Here is a 23,679-nt window from a genome sequence, read left to right on the forward strand (position 1 = left end):
AGAATGAATTTAATTATTATTATTTTTAATAATTCTGTAGATTCTATACTGCAATAATCTCTTTTTCAGAAATAATTGCCCATTTTTTAAATGAATTCTTACAAGGATATCCTCCCGTGAGATCTCCAAATGCTGGCAGGTATAATGTATTATTTTTTTCATCCATTGCAAAACATTTAAAGGATAATTTATCTTTTGAATTTTTTAAAAATGTTTTCGGATGATAGTGTCCGCAAATATTTAAAATTTTATTTTCAAATTTTCCTATTGGCTCGTGACTAAATATAAAATTACTAGATCTTTTATATTCAAGAAAGCTTATATTTTTGACTTTGCAACCGATATCATGATTGCCCACTATTAATTCAATTTTAATATTTAATGACTCTGAAAGATTTTCAACTTTACTTTTTATAGATTTACTTATTGAATATTTACTATGAAATAAATCTCCTAGAATAATTAATTTATAAGGTTTATGGTTTTCTACAATTTTTTTTATGCTTAATAAATTTTGTTCATCTGAATTATTTGTAAGAGGAATCCCATTCTGCTGAAAATATTCTGCTTTACCGAGATGAACATCACATATTAATAGTTCATTTGTTTGAGGCAAAAGTAATGCTTTTGAAGGGAGCATTTCTAATGACGTATCCCCCCAACTTATTGAAAAAGACTTTTTTTGCATTTAACTATTATATTTTTTTATAAGTTTATCTACTCTTTTTTCTATAGATTCATTGCTTAATGTATTTTTAAGTCTTTCAACTAATAAAGGAAAAGCAAATGGACTTGGAGTTTTAGTCTCGTTTAATATTATTTTTAAATTAGATAATCTTTCTAAGGAATTAGTAATTCGTTTATTTTCTAATTGGTACTCTTTTACTTCTTCATGTGCTTGTTTGATTAGCAGATGACCCTCTTCATATCTAGTAAAAACATCATAAAAAAGACTTGAACTTATTTGAAGTTGTGATGAACTTTTTGTTTTGGTGGGATTATTTTGATTTACTAATCCACTAATTTGAGCAATGTTTTTAAATCTTCTCTTTGTTAATTCTGAAAAATTTATTGCATTTTCTAAATCTTCTTCCAAGTTTCTATTTTCTATAAAATATGAAAATTCTTTTTCAATACTTGAAAAGTCATAATTTTCTGAAGTGGTTAAGCTAAAACCAAAATCATTTGCAGAAATACTAAATGTAGATTGCTTTTTACTAGCAAATCTTAAAGCCCAAAGAAAAGCAATTCCTTCATTAACAAATTTTCCATCAAGTGTAAAAACAAAAAGACTTGTTAATTCTTTAGTTTTATAGATTTCAATAAGTAGTTGATTCTTTTTTGGAATATCTGAAAGATCTTTCTGTTTTTTTAAAATTGGAAGTAATGATATTAATTCTTTATTAATATACTGATCATCATTTTCTAAGTTATTGCAAATATCTAGTTCGCTTCTTAAATTATCACTTAAAAGATCAGAGATAGCCATTTGACCTCCAACCCATGCTGGAATTAAAGAACTTTTATTGGATGATTTTTTTACATATAAAGTCATATCTCTAATTTTTATAAACTGAAGCATTTTGCCAGCGAAGTAAAAAGTATCACCTGCTTTTAATTTACTGGCAAAGTTTTCTTCTAAATTGCCTAATGATTTTCCTTTTAAATATTTTACATTTATAAATTTATCGCTTGTTATTGTTCCAATATTAAACTTATGCATCCTTATTAAAGATTTATCTTTTACAAAATATTTGAAGTTATGTTCATCCCCTTTTGATTTTTCTCTTTCTATCTTTTTATATTTTGGATAAGCTTTCAAACATTTTCCTCCATACTCCAAAAAATCAATACACCAATCCCAATCTTTATCATTTAGATTTCTGTAACTCCAGCAATCTTTAATTTTTTCTTTCTCAGTAATGGGATTAAAACCTGGCCCACAAGCTAAACTAACTAGATGCTGAAGAAGAACATCAAAAGATAGTTCAGGGAGCCTAATACTTTCAGATATTCCACTTTTTATTATTCTCCTCATAGCACTAATTTCGAGTAATTCTAATGAGTTAGTAGGCATAAAAATTATTTTTGACTTTCCTCCAGGTCTATGAGCACTCCTCCCTGCCCTTTGAATAAGTCGAGCTAAGTTTTTAGCACTTCCTATTTGTACTATTTGATCAACAGGTTGAAAGTCAATCCCTAAATCTAATGAGCTTGTACAAACAACCCATTTTATAGATCCGTTTTTAACCCCATCTTCAACTATCTTTCTCTCATCTTTATCCAATGAACCATGATGTAAAGAAATCTTATCTTCCATTTCTGGGAGACAGAATTTTAAGCATTGATACCATCTCTCAGACTGATTTCTAGTGTTAGTGAATAGTAGTGTACTTTTGTTTTTATCTAATACTTTTAGAAGTAAGGAATAACTCCTAATTCCTAAATGTCCACTCCATGGAAAGGTCGTTTCTTCTTCAGGTAAAATACTAAGGATTTCGATTTCTTTTTGAATATTAGTACTTATTACTGTTGGTATTTCCCCTTTTGTTCCAACAATAGCTCTTGCTGCTTCTGTAATATTACCGATAGTGGCAGACATTCCCCAAATTTGTAAATCTTTTTTATTTCCTCTAAGCCAACTTAGTGATAATTCACATTGATTACCTCTTTTACTACCCATTAACTCGTGCCACTCATCAATAATTATTGAAAATATATTACTAAATATTTTTTTAGATTCTTTATTAGATAAGAGGAGAGAAAGTGATTCTGGAGTCGTTATTAGAATATTTGGAGGTTTAAGTATCTGCATCTTCTTTTCATATGGGCTTGTATCACCATTTCGGATTCCAACGGTTATTTCTTGATTAAAAAATTGAGATGCTAAATGTACTGCATTTTTTAAATCTCTACTTAATGCTTTTAATGGAGTTATTAGTAAAATACTCAATCCAGTTGGTTTTGTGGAATCTTTTAATTTCGAAAGAGGTCCCATTAAAGCTGCATAAGTTTTACCGCATCCTGTAGGAACCTGAATGATTCCATTTTCTCCATTGAAATATGCTTTCCATGATTCAATTTGATATGGCAGAGGTTCCCATCCATTTTTATAAAAAAATTTTTCTATATTCTTAATTTCATTTTTATTTATAAAGCTTACCATTATTTATTTAACATTAATTTCTGAGCGTTTTCTAAGGTATCAGCATCTTTAATTAGCTTATCTTTCCTCCATTTAGTTATTCTTGGAAATCTAACAGCAATTCCTGATTTATGACGTTTTGAAATTTGTATATTTTCGAAGGAAATTTCGAAGACCATTTCCGGTCTTACTGATCTAACAGGTCCAAATCTATCAATAGTATTTTGTCTAATCCATCTATCTAACTCTTTAATTTCAGTGTTGTTTAATCCAGAATAAGCACTAGCAAATTTGATTAATTCTCCATCTTTCCAAAGAGCAAAACTATAGTCAGTATATAGACCTGCTCTTATCCCACTCCCGCCTTTGGCATAAATGAGGACTGCATCGAGTTGCATTGGATCAACTTTATATTTCCACCAAAGACCTTTCTTTCTGCCTGGAGTGTAGATTGATTTTTTATTTTTAATAACTAATCCCTCCGTTCCATTATCTCTAGAATTGTTTTTAAAAGTTTCTACCTCTTCCCAATTTTTTGGATATATTAAATCACTTATTTTAAAAATATTAGATAATTCTTCTTTACTTTCATTTAACCAATTATATAAATGTTTTTCTAAACTGTTTCTTCTGATTTCTAAATTTGAGTCTCTTTGATCTTCTCCATTTATTTCTAAAATATCATAGGCAATAAATATAATAGGTAAATTTTTTTGAATTAATCTTGATGGCGCCTTTCTATTAATTCTTTTTTGAAGCAAAGAGAAATTAAGAGGAAGACTCTTCTTAAAATCCCAGACTAATAATTCACCATCTATTACAAAGTCATCTTTGATAGATGAGATTTTTTCTACTAATTCAGGGAAAGATTTATTTACTAAATCTTGACCTCTTGTCCATATTGAAACTTTTCCTGACCTTTTTATTAATTGAATTCTGATTCCATCCCATTTCCATTCAAACTGAAAATCGTTAGTTGATTTATCTATAATTTTCTTTTCAAAAGTATTAGCTAGAAGAAAGGGGTAAGGTTTGTAATTTAACTCTGAAGGATTTATTTTTTTATCTATTAATAATTTATATGATTCTTCAGAGGGAATAAAATCGCCCATTAATCTATGAGAAATTATTGCTTCATCTATATTTATTAGCTTGGCTATAGATTTTGTTATCAATCCTATAGAGACTCCAACTCTAAAAGTACCAGTTAAGATTTTATTTATAACTAGAAGATTTTCTTTTGGAATAGTTTCCCAAATTTCTTTCACTCTTAACTTCTTCTCATCTTCTTTAAGAATGGATAACTCTGGAAAAGATTTATTTAATAATTCATGCAGAGAACCATCTTGATATTTTGTATTTTTTTCTGTGATCACATTCCTTAATAATAGGGATATAACTTCTGCAGAATCTCCAACTTTTAAATAACAAGAATCAATTAACCATAAAGGGTATTCATAAATTTCTGAAAATAAAGTTTTAAGGGATCTTCCACTTATAAATCTCTTATTGTTTTTTCCTGTAAGTAAATATATTGTCCATGAGTTTTCTAAAGCCTCATTTGAAGAAAAATAGTTTTGTAAAATTCCAATCTTTTTATTTGTGCTATTACAAGAGTCTAAATTTATAAATAATTCTGAAAACTTTTTTAGGCTCATTTTTTAAATTCAAATTCAAGAACATTTATCGAATTTTTTTCTTTTAAATATTTATTTAAAGCTTCACTCTCTCCATGGTGAAAAAAAACATTTTTAGCTTTAGATTCTTTTATTGTCTTTAAAATAGCTATCCAATCAGCATGGTCTGAGATAGAAAAACCTTTATCATACCCAGACCTCTTTCTGAGTGCTCTAATTGACATCCAGCCACTTGCAAATCCAGTTTGAATGTCTTTAAAATTTTTTAGAGAAGAACTTTTATTTAAAGCAGGTGGAAGTATTATTAGACTTCCTTTAAGATCTGAATTATTTTTAGTTTGTTCTAATTTCGTTGTTTCAATAATATCAATACCTAATTTTTTATAACAGTTATTCATCCTATAAATACTGCTGTGTGTATAAATATTATTTATAAAATTTGTTTTACTAATTTCATTCAATAGTCTTTGTGCTTTTCCAAGCGAATAGCAAAATAAGATAGATGTTTTTTCTTGGGATGAGTTCACCCATTTTGTAATATCAGATGCCGTCTTTTGAGGTTCATCCCACTTAAAAATTGGCAAGCCAAAAGTTGATTCACTTATTAAATAATCAGTTTTTACTATTTCATATTCTTTGCAAGTTTCATCTTTTTGACGTTTAAAATCACCAGTGATTAACCAAATCTCTTCAGCGAGACTAAATTTGATTTGACTTGACCCGAGTATATGACCTGATGGATGGAAAGAAATTTTGATACCGTTAATTTTAAATTCTTTTTCATAATCGTAAGTTTTAATATTGATTTCTTTTCCTATTCTTTCTTTTATAATCACTGCAGTTTCATAAGTTGAAATATATTCATCGCATCCAAAAGTGAAATGATCCATATGGGCATGAGTAATTAGTGCTCTTTTTACTGGTTTAATTGGATCTATCCAAGTATCAGCTAGTTCACAATAAAGACCACTACTTGTGTATTTAATTAAATAAGAACTATCCTCTTTCAATAATTTAAATTATTTTAATGATGTTAATTTAGCGAATTATGCCCACGCTTGTTTAGTTAATGCTATTGCTGAAATAGCTAAAAGAGAAATAAAAACAAATTTATTACTCCATTTCATCATGAAAACCCCTAAATCAAATGATATTTTTTCAGGTTGTGGAACCTGTTTTTGAACTATTTCTTTTTTTGACGAATCAACTTTATTAAAGCTGTAATTTTTAATTTTATTTATTAGTTTTGACTCTATATTTGATAAATCTTCTATTTCACTTAATAGGACTTTATCGTCTGGATTAATAAAATTAGTTAGTGTTTCAATTTCTTGTTGTTTAGAAGAGCAAAAGTCGTTTACTATTTTTTCAGAATTTTCACCATTCTTTATTTTTGATAGGATCTCTTCTCTTGACCAAGAATTTTCAAGAGATTTTAAGGCCTCAGTGATTTTCATTTTAAGTATTTTTACTTATGATAATTATTTAGATATTTCTTCTGTGGTTTTAAATACTTAAAATAAGGAAAAAATTTGTTTTATTTAAGATTTCGATATAAGTCTATTTGGGAAATAACTTATTTTTGTTTCTTTTTTAATTTTTCTTGTTTTGCTTTTAATTGAAGTTTTCTTTTGGTTAATTTCAACTATTTCTTCAGAAACATTTTTACCTGTTTCAAAGTAATTTTTTACTTTTTCTAATTCTTCTTCATTTAATCGTTTTGTTGCTCCTTTCGCATTAATACCTATTGATTTGCAAGCCAATAAAATTCTATTACTATCAATATTAAGTTCCTTTGCAATACTATAAATAGGAGTGTTAGAAGCCATTATTTATTCGTAAATCAATATTTGTATTATATCCTTATTAATTCAGAAATTATTAAATATGAAATTTTTATGAACTTTCTGTAGTTGAATTGAATTTATTTTAAGTCTTCGTCATTTCTTAAATCATTAAATTTCTTCTTCATTGTGGGATTATTTTTAGTTAACTTTTTAACTGTTAAATCTTGCGATTTACTATCAGCAGATAAAAGATGTTTTTTAGATACTAGTAATGCCTCTTTCGTTTTTTGTAAATGACTTATTGATTTATCTATTTCAGAAATTGCGTCATTAAATCTATCCTGCGCTAATGAAACATTTTTCCCTACCGCATTTTTAAATTGATCAAGAGTACTTTCAAAGTTTGTTATGTCATAATTCTCTCTTTTCATTAAATCTATTTGAGTTTTATACTTTAAAGTTTCGAAAGAAGCATTTCTAAGAAGAGAAATAATAGGCAGAAAGAATTGTGGCCTTATTACAAACATCTTTGGATATTTATAAGAGACATCTACAATTCCCGAATTATATAGTTCACTTTCTGGTTCCAATAATGAAACCAATACTGCATATTCGCATGATTTCTGATTTCTATCTTTATCTAATTCTTTAAAGAAGTCTTCATTTTTTCGTTTATTAAAACCATCAGCACTTTGGTTTTTCATCTCAAACATGATAGACACGATTTCAATTTTATTATCATCAAACTCTCTAAAAATATAGTCACCTTTGCTTCCTGAACTTGCATCATTATCTTTTTCAAAATATGAGTTTTTAAAAGCAGTAGCTCGATTTAGATTGAATTGCGTCTCACAATGTATTTCTAATGTTTCTCCAACCATTTTTGTTGAAAGTTTAGATTTCATATCTCTTAGCTCTTGAATTGTTAAATCACGCTCAGTAATTTTGTTCTTAAATTTTTCTTCAATTTCTCTCTGGTTTATGGATTGTTCTAATTTCATTTTTTCAATAGAGTTTATTAATGTATTTTTTTCTTTTTCTAAACTATTTACAGCTTCAATTACTTTATTCTTTGACGATAAATCACTAATTACAGATTGCCTTTCAATATCCTCCTTTAATTTAATTACTTCATTATTGAGTAAATTGATTTTGTTGGTAGCTTTATTTTTTAGTTCATTTAATTCATTTAATTTCTTTTCTTCAGCGATATTTAACTTAGACTCAAGGTCTTGAATTTTTGCATCTTTTTTTTGCCTGTCTTCCATTAATTTTATTTTTAATTCTTGTTTAGCAATTTCTATCCCTTTATTCTTATCTTCTTCAGCGAGTTTAAGTCTTTCCTCTATTTGCTTGTTAAATTCCTCGTCTTTAATTTGAAGAAGTATTTCTTGAAAGCTGCTGGGATCTATTCTGAATGTTTTTCCACATGATGGACATTTTATATCTTTCATTTTTTACTAATAAAGAATTTTTTTTTTGAAAATGACATGATACTTTATTTATTTATAAGGAATTTAATTATGGATATAGAATAATCATAGATTGAATATGATGCATCAAATAATTATAAGAAATAAAAATAATTCGTCTCCTTCTAAATTAAACCTGATTCTTTTAAGAAATTGATTTTATTTGCTAGTTCAATATCTGCTGTTGAGATAGATCTATCTGAAGTTTTTTGGGAAGAGATTGTATATCCGCTATCATCAACAAACTCATCCTCTGAATCGGATATATTTTTAATGGGTTGATTATTGGTATAAGTTTCAGAATTAAATGATTTAGTTTTACTCAAATTGCCATATCCAAAATTTGCGATACCTCTAGAATCCAATGCTTCTTCTACTAGTATTCCAACAACTTTTGACCTGCTTATAGATTCACTTTTAGATATTTGATCTATAATTTCCAGAACTCTTTTCCTGGGTAAATACCCTATCCTTTTAACTGGATTTTCCATACGAATCAAGCATTTGACGTAATTGTAACACTTTTGTCAAATATTTCTAGGCGATAAAATATTTAATATTTATAACGTAGTAACTATTTATTATGGTATCCATAACATTATCGTTCTGAATTGTAATGAAATAGTTTATTTCTTAGATTTTTTTCGATTACTTCATTATTATTATTTTTAAACAATTTTTTTAAGTAATTATTACAAGGACCTTAAATTTTTAAACCACTTTTTATGAAAGATAAAACCTATAATAATGCCGACAGTTTTGCTATATCTTTTGATGAAGAGTGGCAAAAAGTTGATTGTAATGATACGGCTCAAAAAATAGATAAAGTTATTGAAATTTTATCTGAACATCCATTTGTTATTTCAAATTTTGATAATGCAAAAAATATAGCAGAATTTAGAATTTATTCTCTTAAAAAATTTAAATAATTATAAATATTTACTAATTTTAAATTGTAAATTATTTGTTTAATAGTTAACTAATAGTTTTTAATTAAATGTTTGGAGAATTAAAAAATCCTTTAGTAAACAAAAATATTATAATTCCAATTATTGGACCAATGCCAAATATAAATAAAATTAATTTGGCTGAATTTTTTGTCTGTCCTAATTCATTATTAGCCTCTTTTCTTAATTTTTTCGGATTCTTTTTTGATGATTTTTTCTTCATAAAAACTACTTTACAACAAACTAATAACGAAATAATAAATAATTTAAGTTTTGATTAATTTCTATTTGTTTGAGATATCTCATTAAAATATAAAAAAATACAATATTGTATAATAATTATTAATTTTCGGTAGATATGAGTGCATCTAAAAGAGAGGAAGTTAGTTCCCACCTTAGATATATAAGATTAGAACTTAGAGAGATGCATCAAATGCTTATAAGGGATGATTTATTACCTGATCTTAGCGAGGCAAAAGAAGTACATGCTCAACTAGATGCTCTTTATGAACTGTTGTCTGACAAAAGAAAAAAGAAGGTCAAGAATGAATTTGAAAATTTCTAATTCTCAAATATTAATTTTTTTGTGAACAATTAAGAGCTGAATTCTATTTTTTTTCTTTTGTCGTGCAACAACTCTAATTTATTATAAATTTCTTTTATTTGTATTTGTAAGATATCCGTTGAGTCGATGTTACTTAAAGATTCCATCGCTAGTAATAGACTTTCTTTAGCCTCAATTAAATGTCTACATTCTTTACTACCTGCTTCGTATGACATAATTGTAAAAATTATATTATTATAAATATACTAAGAACAGTTCAGTATTGTGTGATACTTTTATTGGTTTAATGCTTATTACTGTCATATTTAATACAAAAATGTAGTCATAACTTATTAAGCTAAAAATAAAAATTTATTCTATGAAAGAAGATTCTAGAGATATTAAATTTTGCATAAATTTAGCAATTGATAATGCTGAGAAAAGAATTAAATTATTAGAAAAAATGGACCAAAAATGTATTTTGGAAGAATATAAAGAGTGGTTAAAAGAGAGTATTGATTATCAATCAATCTTATTACTAAGAGAGGACCCAATTATTTAAAGATTAAATTTTGAAAAAAAATTCAATTTAATCTTTTGATTGAGAAGTTATTTTAAATAAAAAATATAGACTGAGAACAAAAACACTTATAAGTATTATGGTTAAACTTGAAAAGTTATACATTTACTAATATCACTATAAAATTATTAATAATATTATTTTAACAAATTTTTGATTTGTAATTATTTATTATTAGTTTTCATTTATTAGGAAATTAATAAATTTAGTAAATTCTTTCTTTTCTAAATTAATATTTTTGGAGGTTTTTTTTAATTTGTTAAATATGACTTCTAACAAATATTCTTTCTTATTCAGCATAATTTTTAACTATTTTTCTAATAAATAAACTTTTTCTTCACCTATTTTATCAGGGGTTGTTATTTTACAACCTTTGTCTTTTTCCATATCGCAATCTTTAGTCGCAGGAAATGATTTCCAGGTACATATTTTTTCTTCTGTATATTGTTTAGAAATAATCCATCCATCATTGAGGAAATCAGAAATGCCATCTTCTCCACAGGAATATCTTACTTCCATTTTGCTTTTTGATAACTTTGTTTGCTGACTCTCCTGTTCTTCAGAATCTATTATCAACTCCTGCTTATTAGCTGTTGCTTTGCAAGAAGTTAAAAAAATTAAAAGTAAGAATAATTGAGTAATCTTAATAGAATTTTTCATTCAATTTCAATTTTTTGGAAAGTATTTATTTATTTTCTAAATTATAGTTTATTTTGATTCGATTACTTTCAACATTTGATCCATTTTATACATTAGGGTTTTGACTTCATCTGGTTGTGGTAATAATAACTCTTCAGTAACGGTAAGGTGTATTCTTTTTAATTCTTTTCTAAGATCCTTTAAATGCATCTTCACATCTTCTTTTTTTTGTCTAATATTAGTCATGAAATTAATAATTAATGATTGAAATTGAAATTATGAAATTACATAAGTTTTTAGTAATTTTATATGGAAAAAATCATTAGATCAATCTTCGAGGTTTTTGATTTCATATATTTCATCGCCCCCATTACAAAAATTAGTTGATAACATTCTTAATTCGTTTCTTTTTATATTAATTAGATTTTTATTTTTTACAATATAATTTTGGGCATTATTCTCGCAATCTAATCTATTTTTAGAGTATTTAACTAGTGGATAAATATAAGTTAAACCAGCTAAAAAGAAAAAAAATATAATTATTAACTTTTTCTCATTTTTAAGCATCTCGGTATATTTTTTCTTTGACTTTAATACTTTAATAAGCCATTTATCTGGTAATCCAATTTGAACAAATAATAATTCGACCCACCACGGGAGAGATTTATCTTTTTTATTATTTGAATTTGTTGAAGCTTTTAATTTTTTATTTTCAAAGGTTGGATCTTTTATACCTGGGACCTTTCTTGATTCTTTTTTCTCCATATCATCAAATGTCTTATATGGAATATAGTGGTTTTATTTTGATTTGAAAACTATATTTTTATTTTTTAAGTTTTAAATTGATTTATACATGATTTTGATTATTGTAAATTTGTAATTTAAATATATAAGTTCATAATGCCTAAAAAAAGAAGAAAGTTAAATAAAGATTTCGAAAAAAAAATATATACTTCAAAAAAAAATGTAGAATTAGTATTGGCTAAAATTTATGATATTGACGATGAGGATATCCAAAAAGAATATATGAGCGCCTTTAACGATGTTGTTTATTCTTATGATCAATTAACAAAAGACTATGAATTAACTGGATTCAATGATAATTCTGACAAATTGATTGCTGACTACAAAAAAGCTTTTTCTCTTTTTGAGTCAGAGTTTGAAATATAAAATAGATTTATTTATTGAAAGGTATTACAGGAATTTCAATTTTATTACCTTGTAATAAATTTAATTTTCTTAATTTTAGTTTTTTTATACAAGTAGATCTTGTTGTTTTCTTTTGACATATTTCTTTTATTTGATAATTAGAAAGTGAATAAGCACTATTCTCAGATAAAAATAAAATAAAAAAAAAGAAAAGGGTATTGAAAAATAATTTCATCAATTTTTTTTATTTTTAAGAAAGTTTAAATCTTGTTTTTAAGATTAACCATAATTACAAAAATCTAAAAGCTTTTTTAATTCATCTTTACTTAAGTCTGTAGAAATAAAAACTTCTTGAGCTGTTTTACCCCTTCTTGCAATTGCTTTATAACCGTTTATTGTCTTTACAGATACTCTTATAACTAAATTAGTAGATCTCCCTCTTACTCTTGATATTATTGCTGGGGTTATAGTTTTAATCCTTATGTTTAAGGCAAGTTTTTTAAGAACTGGAATCAAACCCTCTATGTGAGTACTATGATTTAGAACAACTCTTCCCAAGGTGGTTAATCTCTAATATCTTTATTGTATTTAATAGAATTCATTTCTGAGAAATAAATTTTTGTTTGAAAAGGATTGGATTAAAAATTTTTTTTTGGAAGTTCTGTTATATTGGATTTATTAATTAAATTATGATGATTTTTCAGATAGGTTGGGCTGCTTTAGCAGCAATTTTTACTTTTTCAATTGCTATGGTTGTTTGGGGCAGAAATGGTGACGGTTCTATTGATATATGATTTTTCATCATTTAACTTTGAGGATTATTTAAGCAAAATTCTTATTTTTGCATCTTTTGCTTTACTAAGTCTAATTACTATAGCAGTAATTTATATCTCTTATATTTCTTGGAAAGATAAGAGAAGAATAGAGAAATAATTTTTTTATTTTAAAACTATTTCTTCTTTTCTTTCTTATCTTTTATTTTTGCTTCTTGAAGTAGTTCTTTCGCTTGTTCCATTTTCAATATACTGCTTTTATAAATTCCAATATCCTTTTCTGCTTTATTAAATGATAAATTTAATTTATTAATGATATCTGAAATAATTTTATTTTTTTCAGGATCCTTAATATCCTTAAAATCAGTGGCGTTAGCTATGATTAAGTAAATACCTAAATTCAATATCCTCGATGAGTATAGATTAGAATCTGATTTTTGTTTTAATAAAATAGATATTTCTTTTAAGGATTTATCTTTGTAGACTTCAAGAGTTTTCTTGGAGGCTTCTTTTATTTTTTTAGGTTCAAAATTTGAGGAATTACATAATGATTCAAAAAGTACCCTTAAATGTTCCTCGGGCTTATAACCTTTCGTTAATTCTTTAAATGTTTCTGTTAGACCAACACAAAATAAATCATCTTGTATAAATTCATTTTGGTGATTTAAAAGATTTAGTTCAACAAGCATTTCATCAACTATCCTTTTATATAAACCTGGAATTACGTAAGGGAATTGTTCATGAAATAACTTTTTGCTATCCGAGACAGTCAATTTTTCTTTCAATTGTTTATATGTAAACCTTAATAACCATAGCGTATGTTGAGTCAATATCGTTAAGATCTAATAAACAGATAAATATTATTATGATCCCTTTAGTTTTAGAAGAATCTGGCGGAAGTGAAAGAGTATTTGATATTTACTCGAGACTTTTAAGAGAGAGGATTATATTCTTAGGAGAACAAGTAACTAGTGATACTGCTAATAGAATTGTTGCTCAATTACTTTTCCTCGAAGCGGAAGATCCTGAGAAAGATATCTACATGTATATTAATTCTCCTGGAGGTTCGGTTTATGATGGTTTAGGCATTTTCGATACTATGCAACATGTAAAGCCTGATATACATACTGTTTGTGTTGGTCTCGCTGCTAGTATGGGTGCCTTTTTACTTGCAGCTGGAACTAAAGGTAAAAGAAGTAGCCTGAGACATTCAAGAATCATGATTCATCAACCTCTTGGAGGTGCAAGAGGTCAAGCCAGTGATATAAGAATTCAAGCTGATGAGATTTTATATTTAAAAGAACGTTTAAATACTGAGCTATCTGAAAGAACAGGTAAAGAACTTGAAACCATTAAGGGAGATACTGATAGAGATTTTTATATGTCTCCACAGGAGGCAGTAGAGTATGGTCTAATAGATTTGGTTTTAGATAAAAAACCCGTTAAAAATATTTAATTAAGTATTTGCGGAGTTCTTTCTTTTTCAGGAATTTGTGTAAATTTAGAAAGAATTTTTACAAACTCTTCACCATCCAATGTTTCTTTTTCAATTAAAAGATCTACAATCTTATCCATTGCCTCTCTGTTTTTACTTATTATTGAGTAGGTTTCTTTATAACAGTCTTTTACCATAACTCTTACACTTTCATCAATTTGTTTAGAGATAGAGTCAGAAACCTCGCTTCTAGTCATTAAATCTCTTCCTACAAAAACTTCTTGATTACCACCTTCAAGAGCAATTGGGCCAAGTTCACTCATTCCAAATCTTGTAACCATTTGTCTAGCCATTGAAGCTACTTGTTGAAAATCTCCTCCAGCTCCAGTTGTTATTTCCCCTTTGCCGAAAACAACATCCTCAGCCGCTCTTCCTCCAAGAGCACCCATTATTCTTGCCTTCAAATTTGCCCTACTTATAAGAGATTGGTCATCATCAGGAGTAAACCAAGTAAGACCTTTTGCTTGCCCTCTCGGAATTACAGTTACTTTCTGAACAGGATCATGAGCTTTTACTAAAGTTCCTATTATTGCATGTCCAACTTCATGATAAGCAATTAATCTTTTGCTTCTTCCATCTGTTAGTGGAGAACCTTCCATTCCGGCAACTATTCTATCCACTGAATCATCAATTTCTAAAATTCCTATTGACTCTTTTCTTCTTCTTGCTGTTAAGATTGCGGCTTCATTTAGGAGATTTGCTAAATCAGCTCCGGTAAAACCAGGTGTCCTTCTTGCAATACTTTCTAAAGTCAAATCTTCCTGTAGAGTTTTATTTTTTGAGTGAACTTCAAGAATCGATAATCTTCCTTTAATATCAGGAGCATCAACTGTAACTTGTCTGTCGAATCTTCCTGGCCTCATTAAGGCTGAATCCAAAACATCCGGTCGGTTAGTTGCAGCAATAATAATAATCCCACTATTACCTTCAAATCCATCCATTTCAGTTAAAAGTTGATTTAGAGTTTGCTCTCTTTCGTCATTTCCACCACCGATACCAGCTCCTCTTTGCCTTCCTACTGCATCAATTTCATCAATAAATATTAAGCATGGACTATTCTCTTTGGCTTTTTTGAAAAGATCCCTAACTCTACTAGCACCTACACCAACAAACATTTCTACAAATTCTGACCCTGCAAGCGAGAAGAAGGGAACTCCTGCTTCTCCTGCAATTGCTTTTGCTAAAAGTGTTTTACCAGTTCCTGGAGGACCTACAAGTAAAACCCCTTTGGGTATACGAGCACCAACAGAAGTAAATTTTTCAGGTTTTTTTAAAAATGTAACCACCTCTTCTAGATCCTCTTTTGCCTCATTTACTCCTGCGACATCGTCAAATACAACTCCAGTATCAGCATCCATAGCAAATCTAGCTTTTGATTTCCCAAATTGCATAGCTTGACCTGGTCCGCCAGGCATACCATTTGATCTCCTAGCTAAGAGAATTAAGCCTCCTATCAGAATTGCAGGGAATAAAAGATTACCGAGAATACCTAATGCTGGTGGTGTAGTTTTCACAGGGTGAACGTCAAAACTTATTCCTTCATTTTTAAGATTAGTTATTAATTCAGGTGTAAGACCAGGCAAGTCTACTCTTAATCTTTGTACTTTATTATCCAGATCTGAGTCTATAGTTTCGATAACAGCATTTCTACCTCCATCAAAAATATCAACTGATGTAACTCGACCTGAATTAATATAATCTAAAAATCTTCCATAACTAACTCTTGCTACAGCTGAATTTTTGGGGGCTATTGTAGTGCCATTGGATTTTAATGAGTCAATATTGCTTGTTGAAAGGAATTGATATGAAAGAGCTATAACTAGGATAATTGGAAGCGCCCATAAAATTATTGTTTTAAGTTTTTGATTCATTAATTTATTTCATATAAAAATTTGTATAATTCTAGAATGAAACGATGCATTTCGTTGATATTTTTCTTAACTTAATCTTTATAGTAGATTTAGTTTATTTTAAATAATTTTAATGGAATTTAATATTCAAGATAAAGTTAAACTAAAAAATCCTTTGTCTTATCTTAAAACCTCTGACAACATGCCTATGCTTAGGCCACCTGATTTAGTAGCTATTGACGAAGTTGGAGAAATAATAGCTATAAAATCTCCTGATACTGTTGAAATAAAATTTAGAAGAGGATCTTTCTTAATTGATACTGACAAGATAGAAAAAACACAAATTTAAAAATTTCTTATCCAAATTTTATTAATTTCATTACATATTTTTTCGTCTCCAGAAATACTTAAAAAGGGTCTTTTAAAATATTTTTTAGTTACTTTCAAAATATCTGCGGAGTTTACATGATTAATTTTATTTATAAAATCATAATTTTGGTCTAATGAATATCCCATGTATTGAATCTTTCTATGTAATATTTCGTTTAAAGTTTGGTTAGATATTAGAAATGAACTTTTCAATTTAATCTTTGCTAAATAAATATCCTTTTCGATAATTGGAGAAGATAATAATTTTCTCCATAATTCTGATAAGATTTCAAATGCAAGAAGCGCATTTTTATTAGAGACAGAAAAGTAAATTAAAAAAGGAGAATTTTCTTTTCTACAGGGGTTATAGACCCCAACTTCATATGTTAAACCTTTCCTTTCTCTAAATAATTTGAATAAGACAGAAGTCATTCCATACGATAGATGTGATTCTAAAATTTTCAAAGGTAAGTATTCATGGCTTGATATCGGACATGTTTGATTGCCTAACATTAAAATTATTTGATTCGACTTCTGATATGTGCTTACAAACCTATTCAAAAGATTAGGATTATTGTTGTAATTTTTGCTTTCTAATTTATGAGTAATTTTATTTTGGTCAATATTTTGGTTTAATAAATCAAAACTTTTATTTTTGATTTTTAAATTATTAGAAATTAGATACTTATTTCTATTTTTAAAATTCTCATATTCAGATAAAATATCATTATGAGTAATTTTTAAAATATCTTCTTCATATCCAGAAGAGTTATAAGCGTAGGAATGTTTTAAATAAACAATTTTTCTCCATTTTTCAAAGGTAATATTAAATGGATTTTCCCTATCTTTTTTTAAGGTATTAATAGTTGATTTCTTTACATTTTGGAATTGGTTATATGAGAGTATTGGTTCATTAATAATTAAATTTATTAAAGGTAAAAGTTTATTAAAATGTTCATCTAATGATTTGAGGCTTATTATCATACCGTCCTCTAATGTCTCTAGATTTAGTTCCGCTCCATGTGAATCGACATACTCTGAAAAAGCTAAATTTTCAAAACCTTTACATCCTCTGGTTAATAATGAGCAAAGAATTTGATTGATTCCTTTTTTCTCTTCAATATCCATATTGCTTCCACCATTTATCCAAACCATCGCAATTGAAAAATTCCGACTAATTTTTGTTTCGTAATGTGCTTTTGTCATTTGCCTGTTGATGCAATCAAAGTAAATTTATTTCTTGATAAATAATTTATGATTTCCTTAAAGTTATTTGTATTACTCCAGTAATCTAAATGATTATTTAAATCAATTAGAGTATTTTTCCTCCCCCATAAAAGCTCATTTCCAAAAAATGAAGTTAATTGTGTTGACGTTTCTAGATTAAAAATATAGTTACTTTTAACGATATTAATTGCTTTTCTAATCTCATTTAAAGTTAAATTTTTACAACTTACAACCTCTTGAATTGTTTCATTAATTTCTTCCTCTACGTTTTTTAAATTTATTTCATCGCAGCAAGCTTCAATTACTAATAAGCTACCAAATTCTCCACCATTTACATCTACATATATTGATTCAACTAGGTTCCTTTCTTCCTTTAAAACTTTTACTAATCTACTATTTCTTCCTACACAAAGTATTGATGCTAATATTTCAAACCCGATATTCATTTTTTGATTCTTTAGGCTTGGTATACTCCATGCCATGAATATTCTAGCCAATTCAATATTCTTAAAATTAATCTCTTCTCTTCCAGTGCTTGCGACTAAAATTGATTTGTTATTATTTTTTATTTGAGAAGTTTCATTAGGATCTAGATAAGAAAAGTTATTTTCGTGATATATTTCATAAGTTTTCTCAGATATATTTCCAGCAATAGCAATACAAAAATTATTCTTTTTGTAAAAGCTTTTGTGAAATTTTTCTAAATCAGCTTTTTTTAATGATTGAAGATTTTTTTCTGTGCCTAATATTGTTTTGCCATATTTATTATTCTTCCATACTCTGCTTAAAAAATAATTAAAAAGTTTTTCATCAGGCTGATCATTTTGTTGTTTTATTTCATCCATGACAACACTTTTCTCTTTTTCAAATTCATCAATATTAATGCTTGGAGATAAAACAATGTTTGTCAAAAGAGCCAGTGATTCTTTAAAGTTATTTTCAGGTATTAATACATAGTAATGTGCATCATCATATCCAGTTGAAGCGTTGCTCATCCCCCCAAGAGATTCGATCTTATAATCAAATTCTCCTGGCATTAATTTATTAGTACCCTTAAAAATCATATGTTCTAAAAAATGAGCTGTTCCGTCTCTATCTGATTCCTCAAATGCAGATCCTGCTTTAAACCAAAAATCTATGCATACAAGAGGTAATTCTTTATTTTCCACAAAAACGCATTTAGGTTTGCTTGAATGGTTAAAGTATTTAACTTCTCCTGGGTTCATTGAAATCCTTTCCTTATTATAATTTTGATACTTTTTAAACTTGTTGTCTAAATCTTTAACCAAAACTAAATTAATTGACCCACTTATTTTGACTTTATTGCAAAATATAAAGGTTCAAAGGTCTAAGCTTAATGACCTCAATTGCATAGAGGTAGATCCTAAGCTTTCAAATATAATTTCCAATGAAGAAGGTAAGGAGCTATATATAGAAAATGAATTTTATAAAGCAAAAGGATTTAGAAAGTTACATATTGAAGTGGCTGAATTTTCAAAAAGTCTAAAGATTCTACATTGCGTATTTTTCCCAGACCCAAAGTATGATATTCCAATATTTGGAATGGATTTAGTTAAAGTTAATGAACTAGTTTCAGCAGCTATTGTTGATTTATCTCCTTCATCGAAGAACCAAAATTTAAAATATGATCATTTATTGTCTCATATTGATAAAAGTGTTTTTAAATCTAAAAGGGAAATTCCAATCTGGGGAAATATTTTCTCTAAAAATGTTTTTTTTGCTTCCTTAAAAAATGAAAGTGAAAAAAATGCTTTTTGTAAAATAGTTGATAATTATCTTTCTGTTTTAATTCAATTAAGTCAAAGCACTAGTCCTGATTCTGATTATGAAATAATTGAAGAAAGAATTAATTATCAAAAAAATTATTGTGTTCAGCAAATGAAAAACGAAAAAACAAGTTTAGTTTTGCTTAAATATTTTGATAAAGTATGGGTAGATGAATATATCAAAAAAGTATTATTTGATTTTTGATGTTTATAAATAATTTTAAAAATATAATCTTTTATTTTTTGATATTTTTACCATTATCGATCGGAATAAGTTCATGTTCTCAAAATAAAAAATTAAATTCTAATTCTAATATAGAAATAACTTCTGATTTTACTCCTGTAATAGAAGCAGTCGCAGCATTAGGTCAACTTTCTCCAGCTGGGGATATTAGGCAATTATCAGCACCAATCTCTCAATTTGGATCATCTCCTCGTTTGTCTGAACTACTGGTGAAGGAGGGCGATTTTGTCAAGAAAGGTTCAGTACTAGCCGTTTTTGAAAATAGAGAAAAATTAGTTGCAGATCTTGAAAAGAAGAATAACCTTATCAAAACTAATATTTTAGAGATTTCATTAAAAGAAGATCAAATTAAAAGATATGAATTAGCCGTTGAAAATTCAGCATACTCATTAATAAAACTTTCTCAGAGAAAAGATGAATTGTTAAAATTACAAAAACAAAAAATAATTAACGTTGGCGATAAAAAAAACATTGAGATAGATCTTTTTAACTCTCAACTTAGAAGCCCAATTGATGGCTATATCCTTGATGTTAATACAAGAGTTGGAGAAAGATCTAAAAACGAAGGGATACTTGATATTGGCTCAAGTCAGAATATGGAGGCTCTTATAGAAGTCTATGAATCTGATATAAATAGAGTATTTATCTCGCAAAATGTTGAATTAAGTAGTGAAAATGGAGGCTTTAAAAAAATTCTAAAAGGGGAAGTAATAAGAATTAGCCCACAAGTAAAACAGAGAAAGGTCTTATCCACAGACCCTACAGGTGATGCGGATGCTCGTATTATTGAAGTTCTTGTAAAGTTAAATCCGGAATCCATAAAATTAGTAAAAAACTATACTGGTATGAAAGTTATTGCAAAATTCCTCCCTTGATAAATTTTTCTTTCATAAAATTTAGGAAAATCCCTTTAGCTTGGTTGCTACTTACAAGACAGCCACTCAGATTAATAGTTGCTATTGCAGGAATCAGCTTCGCGGGGATTTTAATGTTTATGCAATTAGGCTTTAGAGATGGATTATTTGATACAAGTGTAACCATTCATAAACTTTTGGATGCTGATCTTGTGTTGATAAGTCCAAGATCAAAAAGTTCCATAAGTATGAGTGGATTTCCAAAAAGAAGACTAATTCAAACTTTAGCTTTAGAAGACGTTGAAAAAACTGCCCCTGTTAACTTAACTTACCTTCTCTGGAGGAACCCAGAGAATCTAAAAACAAGATCTATTTTAACCTTAGGATTTAATCCTTCAGATTCTCTTTTACTAGATGATGGATTTTCAAGAAAGGCTGATAAACTTAAAAATCCAGGAAGAGTTCTTTTTGATAAACTTTCAAGACCAGAATTTGGGCCTATAGAAGATTGGTTTCTTTCGGAGAAGAGAGTAGAAACCGAAGTTGCTGGTAAAAGAGTACTAGTTGAAGGTCTTGTTGAGTTAGGTCCTTCCTTTGGAGCAGATGGAAACCTCATAACAAGTAGAGAAACATATCTAAGGCTTTTCCCTGCTAATCCAAAAGGAAGTATTGAAATAGGTTTAGTGAAACTGCAAAATGGTTCAAATCCTATTCTGGTATCTGAAATTTTAAATAAGTCTTTACCGAATGATGTTCGTGTTTTAACAAAAGATCAATTTATAGAATTTGAAAAAAATTATTGGAAAAACAGTACCGCGATTGGCTTTATATTTAGTTTAGGAGCTTTAATGGGCTTTGTAGTTGGTTGCGTTGTTGTGTACCAAATACTTTATAGCGATGTTACTGATCATCTTCCTGAATATGCAACCTTGTTAGCTATGGGGTATAGATTAAAGACTTTGTTTTTTGTTGTAGCTAGAGAAGGCTTTTTATTAGCATTATTTGGCTATTTGCCTGCTTATTTTTCTGGGCAAATACTTTATTCAATTATCCGAAATTCTACGAAATTACCCATTGTAATGGATGCCAATAAAACAATTTTAATTTTTATTTTGGTTTTGGTTATGTGTATGGGTTCTGCTGGGATTGCTATGCGTAAATTAGTCGATGCAGATCCTGCTGAAATATTTTAACTAGAATTATTTATATGCCTAAATCTATCAATAAAAAAGATAAAAATTCAAAAACTGTTTCTATAAATAATTTGAGTCATTATTATGGAATTGATGAAAATAAGAAACAAGTACTTAATAATGTAAATTTCTTTATTGAAAAAGGAGAGTTGGTTCTTTTAAAAGGACCCTCTGGATGTGGTAAGACAACTCTTCTAACTTTAATTGGTGCATTGAGAACATGCCAAAGTGGAGATTTGACAGTTTTAAATAATCAACTAAATGGGGCTTCAAGAAAAACTAGACAAAAACTTCGAAGAAGTATAGGGATGATTTTTCAGGGACATAATTTGCTTAGATGTTTAACAGCAGAACAAAATGTTCAGATGGGAGCAGATTTAATTACAAATTTAACGTACTTACAAAGAAGAGAATTAGCAAGGAAGTGGTTATCTGCGGTTGGTTTAGAGGACCATCATAAAAAACTACCAAATGGATTGTCAGGAGGCCAGAAACAGAGGGTTGCAATTGCAAGAGCATTATCCGCGAATCCCAAACTTTTACTTGCGGATGAACCTACTTCAGCTTTAGACAGTGTCACTGGAAGAGAAATAGTTTCACTTTTACGAAAATTAGCAAAAGAGCAGAATTGTTCTGTCCTTATGGTTACTCATGATCCAAGGATTTCAGATATGGCGGACAGGATATTAAACATGGAAGATGGTAAGATATTTAATGCACTTAGTGAGCTAAGATAGTTAAAAGTAAAAAAGAATTTTTATGTCAAAGAGAAGAAATTTAAAAAAAGAAAAGCAAGACCGTAATCGTGCATATGCTAGAAAATTTAAAAAAAGAAAGCTTAGATCTGATGGTAGACCAGAAGGAAATAACGTTGCTGGAACAGCTAATAATGGCGGAGCAGCTGATTAGTAGAAATTTGGATCTTTTGTATTTTAAATTCTGTATATTAAAAACTAAATAATATATGGTTATGAACGTAAGCATCGTTATTCCAACTTATAATAGAAAACCAATATTGGAAAAATGTCTAAAAGCCCTTGAGAAGCAGAACTTAAACGAGAATATCAGTAATTATGAAGTAATAGTTGTTGATGATGGCTCTACGGATGGCACAACCTATTGGATAAAAGATAATTATGAAGTTCTCCCTCATGTGGTCTTATATGAACAAGAACATGGCGGACCTGCTCTAGGAAGAAACTTAGGTGTAATGAAATCTAAATATGAAATTATCATTTTCATCGATAGTGATCTCATTGTTTTAGATGACTTTATAGCCTGTCATGTAAATAAACTATTATTCTCTTGGAGTAAAAATACTAAAAAATGCTTTACTTATGGTTCAGTTATTAATACTTCTAATTTCTCGAATCCAGAAAGTGAAAGATATAAATTAACTGATTTTTCCTTTGCATACTTTGCTACTGGAAATGTTGCTATTTCAAAAGAATTACTTTTAAGTGTTGGATTATTTGATAACTCTTTTAGCCTTTATGGGTGGGAAGATCTTGAGCTGGGAGAGAGATTAAAAAAATTAGGAACAAAATTAATTAAATGTCCAGAAGCTGTTGGATTTCATTGGCACCCCCCTTTTGATTGTGGGCAAATTGAATCATTAGTATCCCAAGAAAAAGAGAGAGCAAGGATGGCTTTAATATTTTATAAAAAACACTCAAATTTGAGAGTTAGATTTATGATTCAATTAACTCCGATTCATATTCTGCTTTGGCAAATAATTTGTCTGGGGGGATTGATAAGTATTAAAAGATTATTACCGTTATTAAGATTTCTAATTGATTCAGGGAGAAATAGAATTGCATTAGAGATTGTTAGAATTCCGCTCAATTTAATTTATGTAAAAGAACTTAGAAGATTAATTTAAATTTTAAAAATTAATCTTAAAGATATTCTTTTAGGATTTCTGATTATTTGCTACAATATTAAAAACTAAAACCACACATCTGACTGTTTCGGGTGATTTAAATAT

The 23,679-nt window shown here is 28.1% G+C and carries 31 protein-coding genes; 14 read left to right on the plus strand and 17 right to left on the minus strand.

What is annotated here, in order from left to right:
• Window positions 1–43: 43 nt before the first annotated feature.
• The 8 genes from pdeM to TX50_RS03920 form a co-directional block, all read right to left on the minus strand.
• Window positions 44–688, minus strand: coding sequence for a ligase-associated DNA damage response endonuclease PdeM (gene pdeM, locus TX50_RS03885; RefSeq protein ID WP_011132361.1), 645 nt, complete (start codon window positions 686–688; stop codon window positions 44–46).
• Window positions 689–3,166 carry a ligase-associated DNA damage response DEXH box helicase gene (locus tag TX50_RS03890; protein WP_011132362.1) on the minus strand — a complete coding sequence of 826 codons (2,478 nt, stop codon included), beginning with the start codon at window positions 3,164–3,166 and terminating at the stop codon, window positions 689–691.
• Entirely contained in the window at window positions 3,166–4,803 is a 1,638-nt protein-coding gene (locus TX50_RS03895; RefSeq protein WP_011132363.1) for an ATP-dependent DNA ligase, read from the minus strand. The genes TX50_RS03890 and TX50_RS03895 overlap by 1 nt, the downstream gene beginning before the upstream one ends.
• Complete coding sequence (locus tag TX50_RS03900; protein ID WP_011132364.1) at window positions 4,800–5,792, minus strand: ligase-associated DNA damage response exonuclease; 993 nt, start codon at window positions 5,790–5,792, stop codon at window positions 4,800–4,802. Before TX50_RS03900 ends, TX50_RS03895 begins: the two co-directional genes overlap by 4 nt.
• Window positions 5,793–5,828: 36 nt before the next feature.
• Complete coding sequence (locus tag TX50_RS03905) at window positions 5,829–6,239, minus strand: hypothetical protein (protein WP_011132365.1); 411 nt, start codon at window positions 6,237–6,239, stop codon at window positions 5,829–5,831.
• 84 nt (window positions 6,240–6,323) lie between these two features.
• Window positions 6,324–6,611 carry a translation initiation factor IF-2 N-terminal domain-containing protein gene (locus tag TX50_RS03910; protein WP_011132366.1) on the minus strand — a complete coding sequence of 96 codons (288 nt, stop codon included), beginning with the start codon at window positions 6,609–6,611 and terminating at the stop codon, window positions 6,324–6,326.
• Between the two features lie 95 nt (window positions 6,612–6,706).
• The gene (locus TX50_RS03915) at window positions 6,707–8,023 is read right to left on the minus strand and encodes a DUF2130 domain-containing protein (RefSeq protein ID WP_011132367.1); all 1,317 of its coding nucleotides are present in this window, start codon (window positions 8,021–8,023) and stop codon (window positions 6,707–6,709) included.
• A gap of 143 nt (window positions 8,024–8,166) precedes the next feature.
• Window positions 8,167–8,532 (minus strand): hypothetical protein, encoded by a 366-nt coding sequence (locus TX50_RS03920; protein ID WP_011132368.1) that lies wholly within the window; start codon window positions 8,530–8,532, stop codon window positions 8,167–8,169.
• A gap of 234 nt (window positions 8,533–8,766) precedes the next feature.
• Here TX50_RS03920 and TX50_RS03925 point away from each other — a divergent pair, with 234 nt between their 5' ends.
• The 3 genes from TX50_RS03925 to TX50_RS03935 all read left to right on the plus strand — a co-directional run bounded on the left by TX50_RS03925 (window position 8,767) and on the right by TX50_RS03935 (window position 9,553).
• Window positions 8,767–8,970 (plus strand): hypothetical protein, encoded by a 204-nt coding sequence (locus tag TX50_RS03925; RefSeq protein WP_011132369.1) that lies wholly within the window; start codon window positions 8,767–8,769, stop codon window positions 8,968–8,970.
• Between the two features lie 68 nt (window positions 8,971–9,038).
• Window positions 9,039–9,269 (plus strand): hypothetical protein, encoded by a 231-nt coding sequence (locus TX50_RS09435; RefSeq protein ID WP_036930798.1) that lies wholly within the window; start codon window positions 9,039–9,041, stop codon window positions 9,267–9,269.
• A gap of 77 nt (window positions 9,270–9,346) precedes the next feature.
• The gene (locus TX50_RS03935) at window positions 9,347–9,553 is read left to right on the plus strand and encodes a hypothetical protein (RefSeq protein ID WP_036930795.1); all 207 of its coding nucleotides are present in this window, start codon (window positions 9,347–9,349) and stop codon (window positions 9,551–9,553) included.
• A 29-nt stretch (window positions 9,554–9,582) separates the two neighbouring features.
• On the opposite strand, the gene TX50_RS09285 is transcribed toward TX50_RS03935, so the two are convergent.
• Entirely contained in the window at window positions 9,583–9,768 is a 186-nt protein-coding gene (locus TX50_RS09285; protein ID WP_036930793.1) for a hypothetical protein, read from the minus strand.
• 143 nt (window positions 9,769–9,911) lie between these two features.
• Between TX50_RS09285 and TX50_RS03940 the strand changes: the two genes are divergently transcribed.
• Complete coding sequence (locus TX50_RS03940) at window positions 9,912–10,094, plus strand: hypothetical protein (RefSeq protein ID WP_036930791.1); 183 nt, start codon at window positions 9,912–9,914, stop codon at window positions 10,092–10,094.
• A gap of 327 nt (window positions 10,095–10,421) precedes the next feature.
• On the opposite strand, the gene TX50_RS03945 is transcribed toward TX50_RS03940, so the two are convergent.
• From TX50_RS03945 to TX50_RS03950, 3 genes are all read right to left on the minus strand, one after another.
• The gene (locus TX50_RS03945; RefSeq protein ID WP_011132370.1) at window positions 10,422–10,772 is read right to left on the minus strand and encodes a hypothetical protein; all 351 of its coding nucleotides are present in this window, start codon (window positions 10,770–10,772) and stop codon (window positions 10,422–10,424) included.
• A gap of 48 nt (window positions 10,773–10,820) precedes the next feature.
• Window positions 10,821–10,997 carry a hypothetical protein gene (locus tag TX50_RS09635; RefSeq protein ID WP_173027976.1) on the minus strand — a complete coding sequence of 59 codons (177 nt, stop codon included), beginning with the start codon at window positions 10,995–10,997 and terminating at the stop codon, window positions 10,821–10,823.
• Between the two features lie 81 nt (window positions 10,998–11,078).
• Entirely contained in the window at window positions 11,079–11,516 is a 438-nt protein-coding gene (locus TX50_RS03950; protein WP_011132371.1) for a hypothetical protein, read from the minus strand.
• A gap of 135 nt (window positions 11,517–11,651) precedes the next feature.
• Here TX50_RS03950 and TX50_RS03955 point away from each other — a divergent pair, with 135 nt between their 5' ends.
• Window positions 11,652–11,921, plus strand: a complete 270-nt coding sequence (locus TX50_RS03955; protein ID WP_011132372.1) for a hypothetical protein — start codon at window positions 11,652–11,654, stop codon at window positions 11,919–11,921.
• Between the two features lie 258 nt (window positions 11,922–12,179).
• Here the strand turns inward: TX50_RS03955 and TX50_RS03965 are convergent, their stop codons facing one another.
• Entirely contained in the window at window positions 12,180–12,458 is a 279-nt protein-coding gene (locus TX50_RS03965) for a DUF2103 domain-containing protein (RefSeq protein WP_011132373.1), read from the minus strand.
• A 134-nt stretch (window positions 12,459–12,592) separates the two neighbouring features.
• Here TX50_RS03965 and petN point away from each other — a divergent pair, with 134 nt between their 5' ends.
• Entirely contained in the window at window positions 12,593–12,694 is a 102-nt protein-coding gene (gene petN / locus TX50_RS03970) for a cytochrome b6-f complex subunit PetN (RefSeq protein ID WP_011376303.1), read from the plus strand.
• 155 nt (window positions 12,695–12,849) lie between these two features.
• Here petN and psb29 read toward each other — a convergent pair whose 3' ends face one another.
• Complete coding sequence (gene psb29 / locus TX50_RS03975; RefSeq protein WP_011132375.1) at window positions 12,850–13,503, minus strand: photosystem II biogenesis protein Psp29; 654 nt, start codon at window positions 13,501–13,503, stop codon at window positions 12,850–12,852.
• 32 nt (window positions 13,504–13,535) lie between these two features.
• Here psb29 and clpP point away from each other — a divergent pair, with 32 nt between their 5' ends.
• Window positions 13,536–14,129: an ATP-dependent Clp endopeptidase proteolytic subunit ClpP gene (gene clpP / locus TX50_RS03980; protein ID WP_275040643.1), complete on the plus strand. Its 594-nt coding sequence runs from the start codon at window positions 13,536–13,538 to the stop codon at window positions 14,127–14,129.
• On the opposite strand, the gene ftsH is transcribed toward clpP, so the two are convergent.
• The gene (ftsH, locus tag TX50_RS03985; RefSeq protein ID WP_011132377.1) at window positions 14,126–16,039 is read right to left on the minus strand and encodes an ATP-dependent zinc metalloprotease FtsH; all 1,914 of its coding nucleotides are present in this window, start codon (window positions 16,037–16,039) and stop codon (window positions 14,126–14,128) included. The genes clpP and ftsH overlap by 4 nt on opposite strands.
• Before the next feature lie 112 nt (window positions 16,040–16,151).
• Between ftsH and TX50_RS03990 the strand changes: the two genes are divergently transcribed.
• Window positions 16,152–16,367, plus strand: coding sequence for an NAD(P)H dehydrogenase assembly family protein (locus TX50_RS03990; RefSeq protein ID WP_011132378.1), 216 nt, complete (start codon window positions 16,152–16,154; stop codon window positions 16,365–16,367).
• Here the strand turns inward: TX50_RS03990 and TX50_RS03995 are convergent.
• Both TX50_RS03995 and TX50_RS04000 read right to left on the minus strand, forming a co-directional pair.
• Window positions 16,364–17,593, minus strand: coding sequence for a M16 family metallopeptidase (locus TX50_RS03995; protein WP_011132379.1), 1,230 nt, complete (start codon window positions 17,591–17,593; stop codon window positions 16,364–16,366). The genes TX50_RS03990 and TX50_RS03995 overlap by 4 nt on opposite strands.
• Entirely contained in the window at window positions 17,590–18,840 is a 1,251-nt protein-coding gene (locus TX50_RS04000) for a M16 family metallopeptidase (protein WP_011132380.1), read from the minus strand. The genes TX50_RS03995 and TX50_RS04000 overlap by 4 nt, the downstream gene beginning before the upstream one ends.
• Window positions 18,841–18,880: 40 nt before the next feature.
• On the opposite strand from TX50_RS04000, the gene TX50_RS04005 reads away from it, so the two are divergent.
• The 6 genes from TX50_RS04005 (at window position 18,881) to TX50_RS04025 (ending at window position 23,574) form a co-directional block, all read left to right on the plus strand.
• Window positions 18,881–19,606, plus strand: coding sequence for a phycocyanobilin:ferredoxin oxidoreductase (locus TX50_RS04005; protein WP_011132381.1), 726 nt, complete (start codon window positions 18,881–18,883; stop codon window positions 19,604–19,606).
• Window positions 19,606–20,520, plus strand: coding sequence for an efflux RND transporter periplasmic adaptor subunit (locus tag TX50_RS04010; RefSeq protein ID WP_036930787.1), 915 nt, complete (start codon window positions 19,606–19,608; stop codon window positions 20,518–20,520). Before TX50_RS04005 ends, TX50_RS04010 begins: the two co-directional genes overlap by 1 nt.
• Window positions 20,520–21,692: an ABC transporter permease DevC gene (gene devC / locus TX50_RS04015; protein ID WP_036930952.1), complete on the plus strand. Its 1,173-nt coding sequence runs from the start codon at window positions 20,520–20,522 to the stop codon at window positions 21,690–21,692. Before TX50_RS04010 ends, devC begins: the two co-directional genes overlap by 1 nt.
• 14 nt (window positions 21,693–21,706) lie before the next feature.
• Complete coding sequence (locus TX50_RS04020) at window positions 21,707–22,429, plus strand: DevA family ABC transporter ATP-binding protein (protein WP_011132384.1); 723 nt, start codon at window positions 21,707–21,709, stop codon at window positions 22,427–22,429.
• 22 nt (window positions 22,430–22,451) lie between these two features.
• Window positions 22,452–22,601 carry a hypothetical protein gene (locus tag TX50_RS09640; protein ID WP_011132385.1) on the plus strand — a complete coding sequence of 50 codons (150 nt, stop codon included), beginning with the start codon at window positions 22,452–22,454 and terminating at the stop codon, window positions 22,599–22,601.
• Window positions 22,602–22,662: 61 nt separating this feature from the next.
• Window positions 22,663–23,574 (plus strand): glycosyltransferase family 2 protein, encoded by a 912-nt coding sequence (locus TX50_RS04025; protein WP_036930785.1) that lies wholly within the window; start codon window positions 22,663–22,665, stop codon window positions 23,572–23,574.
• Window positions 23,575–23,679 lie beyond the last annotated feature (105 nt).

Source organism: Prochlorococcus marinus subsp. pastoris str. CCMP1986 (genome assembly GCF_000011465.1).
GTDB lineage: Bacteria > Cyanobacteriota > Cyanobacteriia > PCC-6307 > Cyanobiaceae > Prochlorococcus_A > Prochlorococcus_A pastoris.

Excerpts from the sequence above, each read along its gene's own strand:
- TX50_RS03955 (WP_011132372.1), top strand. The coding sequence starts at position 11,652 with ATGCCTAAAAAAAGAAGAAAGTTAAATAAAGATTTCGAAAAAAAAATA.
- TX50_RS09640 (WP_011132385.1), top strand. The coding sequence starts at position 22,452 with ATGTCAAAGAGAAGAAATTTAAAAAAAGAAAAGCAAGACCGTAATCGT.
- TX50_RS04000 (WP_011132380.1), bottom strand. The coding sequence starts at position 18,840 with ATGAACCCAGGAGAAGTTAAATACTTTAACCATTCAAGCAAACCTAAA.
- TX50_RS09635 (WP_173027976.1), bottom strand. The coding sequence starts at position 10,997 with ATGACTAATATTAGACAAAAAAAAGAAGATGTGAAGATGCATTTAAAG.
- TX50_RS03910 (WP_011132366.1), bottom strand. The coding sequence starts at position 6,611 with ATGGCTTCTAACACTCCTATTTATAGTATTGCAAAGGAACTTAATATT.
- TX50_RS03935 (WP_036930795.1), top strand. The coding sequence starts at position 9,347 with ATGAGTGCATCTAAAAGAGAGGAAGTTAGTTCCCACCTTAGATATATA.
- TX50_RS04020 (WP_011132384.1), top strand. The coding sequence starts at position 21,707 with ATGCCTAAATCTATCAATAAAAAAGATAAAAATTCAAAAACTGTTTCT.
- TX50_RS03950 (WP_011132371.1), bottom strand. The coding sequence starts at position 11,516 with ATGGAGAAAAAAGAATCAAGAAAGGTCCCAGGTATAAAAGATCCAACC.
- TX50_RS03895 (WP_011132363.1), bottom strand. The coding sequence starts at position 4,803 with ATGAGCCTAAAAAAGTTTTCAGAATTATTTATAAATTTAGACTCTTGT.
- TX50_RS03925 (WP_011132369.1), top strand. The coding sequence starts at position 8,767 with ATGAAAGATAAAACCTATAATAATGCCGACAGTTTTGCTATATCTTTT.
- TX50_RS03905 (WP_011132365.1), bottom strand. The coding sequence starts at position 6,239 with ATGAAAATCACTGAGGCCTTAAAATCTCTTGAAAATTCTTGGTCAAGA.
- petN (WP_011376303.1), top strand. The coding sequence starts at position 12,593 with ATGATTTTTCAGATAGGTTGGGCTGCTTTAGCAGCAATTTTTACTTTT.
- pdeM (WP_011132361.1), bottom strand. The coding sequence starts at position 688 with ATGCAAAAAAAGTCTTTTTCAATAAGTTGGGGGGATACGTCATTAGAA.
- TX50_RS03995 (WP_011132379.1), bottom strand. The coding sequence starts at position 17,593 with ATGACAAAAGCACATTACGAAACAAAAATTAGTCGGAATTTTTCAATT.
- TX50_RS03945 (WP_011132370.1), bottom strand. The coding sequence starts at position 10,772 with ATGAAAAATTCTATTAAGATTACTCAATTATTCTTACTTTTAATTTTT.
- TX50_RS09435 (WP_036930798.1), top strand. The coding sequence starts at position 9,039 with ATGTTTGGAGAATTAAAAAATCCTTTAGTAAACAAAAATATTATAATT.
- TX50_RS03890 (WP_011132362.1), bottom strand. The coding sequence starts at position 3,166 with ATGGTAAGCTTTATAAATAAAAATGAAATTAAGAATATAGAAAAATTT.
- ftsH (WP_011132377.1), bottom strand. The coding sequence starts at position 16,039 with ATGAATCAAAAACTTAAAACAATAATTTTATGGGCGCTTCCAATTATC.
- TX50_RS03915 (WP_011132367.1), bottom strand. The coding sequence starts at position 8,023 with ATGAAAGATATAAAATGTCCATCATGTGGAAAAACATTCAGAATAGAT.
- TX50_RS04025 (WP_036930785.1), top strand. The coding sequence starts at position 22,663 with ATGAACGTAAGCATCGTTATTCCAACTTATAATAGAAAACCAATATTG.
- TX50_RS03940 (WP_036930791.1), top strand. The coding sequence starts at position 9,912 with ATGAAAGAAGATTCTAGAGATATTAAATTTTGCATAAATTTAGCAATT.
- TX50_RS09285 (WP_036930793.1), bottom strand. The coding sequence starts at position 9,768 with ATGTCATACGAAGCAGGTAGTAAAGAATGTAGACATTTAATTGAGGCT.
- TX50_RS03990 (WP_011132378.1), top strand. The coding sequence starts at position 16,152 with ATGGAATTTAATATTCAAGATAAAGTTAAACTAAAAAATCCTTTGTCT.
- TX50_RS03920 (WP_011132368.1), bottom strand. The coding sequence starts at position 8,532 with ATGGAAAATCCAGTTAAAAGGATAGGGTATTTACCCAGGAAAAGAGTT.
- TX50_RS04010 (WP_036930787.1), top strand. The coding sequence starts at position 19,606 with ATGTTTATAAATAATTTTAAAAATATAATCTTTTATTTTTTGATATTT.